This window comes from Streptomyces sp. NPDC059718, from assembly GCF_042733315.1.
Taxonomy (GTDB): domain Bacteria; phylum Actinomycetota; class Actinomycetes; order Streptomycetales; family Streptomycetaceae; genus Actinacidiphila.
In genome coordinates, this window is sequence record NZ_JBHWGA010000134.1 from 1 (window position 1) to 1684 (window position 1684).

General features: G+C 67.0%; 2 pseudogenes. Both read right to left on the reverse strand.

Features of this window, described 5'->3' with window-relative positions:
* Positions 1-1486 (reverse strand): annotated as a pseudogene (locus ACFV3E_RS46660) (DNA primase family protein); the annotation flags it as partial.
* A pseudogene (locus tag ACFV3E_RS46665) lies at positions 1483-1684 on the reverse strand (bifunctional DNA primase/polymerase); the annotation flags it as partial. The pseudogenes ACFV3E_RS46665 and ACFV3E_RS46660, both read right to left, overlap by 4 nt.

The window sequence follows — 1684 nt, forward strand, 5'->3', positions numbered from 1 at the left end:
ACTTGATCATTTCTGCGGGTGAGGTCAGGCCGAGTTCCTGGCGGATGCGGCTGGCGAAGGCGCGGCTGGTGGAGGGCCGGATGCCTTCCTCCGAGCACCACCGGCCGTAGGTCTCGTACAGCAGTTTCTGTTCGACGCGCAGTTCCGGGTTGGGGCGTCCGTTCTCGCCCTTGGTGCAGCATTCGGTGATGAAGCGGCCCACGTGGTCTTCGGTCGTCTCGTAGGCGGCGGTCGCCAGCCGCACGGAGGCCGGTCCAGTGAGCGGGTCGCGGGTCGTCAGATAGCGTCCGGCTCCCTCGATCAGCCAGTGGAGGATACCCGGGCCCTCCTCGTGGACGAGTTCGGCGGCCAGGTTGTCGATTTTCCGTTCGTCGGGGACGCTCCGCTCGAAGGGGATGATCCTCATGCGGCGCCAGAAGGCGTAGCCGCCGGTGCCCACTTCGGGACGGTGGTTGCCCAGGAGCCACAGCTTGTGCGTGGGGGTGAAGGTGAAGAAGTTCTGTCGCATGCGGCGGGCGGTGATGGTGTCGCCGCCGGTGAGGAGCTTGACGCGGGACTCGTTGAACCTGTCGTTGGGCTTGAGCTCGCTGCACACCACGATGCGTCGGCCGTGGAGTTCGGTCAGTTCGGTGGAGTGCTAGGTGGACTTGCCCTTCTCCATGAGGAAGCCGGGCGGGGCCGCGTTGGCGTAGTCGCCCAGGATCTGCATCATCACCTCCAGCAGCACGGACTTGCCGTTGGCTCCGGAACCATAGAGGAAGGGCAGGACCTGGGCACCGACGTCGCCGGTGATGGAGTAGCCGAGGAGCAGGTGCAGGAAGCGGGTGGTTTCCCTGCCTTGGGCGTCGTCGCCGAAGGTGTCGCGCAGGAAGCTGTTCCAGCGCGGGATGGGCATGGGGCGGGGCGCCACGAAAGTGGCCCGCGAATGCATGTCCGTGAGCGGGTCGGGCTTGCGCAGCGTTCCGGTTCTGAGGTCGACGACGCCGACTGGGGTGCACAGGGCGTAGATGTCGCCGTCCAGGACGTCGGGGTCCAGGCGGAGTCCGGGGGCGGCCTGCGCCTGGTAGAGCAGGGCTTTGAGTCCTGAGGTGGATTCGGAGTGCCGTCGGTGCGCGGCCAACTGGCGGGGAGTGAATCTTCCCTGGGGGTCGTGATCGGCGATCTGCTCGGCCATCTCCCCGGCAGCCCAGACCGCTGCCTCGTCGCCGCCGGTCAGTTTCCACCGGTACTCGTCCCAGGAATGCCATCCCATGCCGATCACGTAGCGGAACTGGTCGCGGTAGAGGCGGGCGAACAGTTTGGCGTTTCCCCGGTCCGTCAACGAGTTGGGCAGCAGTCCGTGCGGTTCGGGGACGGGCTGTGGTCGGGCGTCGGTCTGCTGAGCGGGCAGGTTCGCGTGCGACTCGGGCGGATCCCAGGCAAGGTTCTGCTGCTGGATCTGTGTTGCGGCCCTTTCCGCGTCGAAGCGTGTGTACTCGGCGCTCATGAACGTCCTCGGGGGTGGAGTGGGCGCTGAGCACCCGCAGACAGAGCTGTCTCGATGATCGTGAGGTTGCGGCTCTCCTGGGCGGGGCGTGCGGTGCGGGCCGCTTCCAGAAGCAGGGTGCGCGCTTCTTCCTCGGGGAGGTGGCCTCCTTGGACGAGTCCCCCGGCGGTGTAGGCGGCGCGGTTGAGTTTCTCCGTG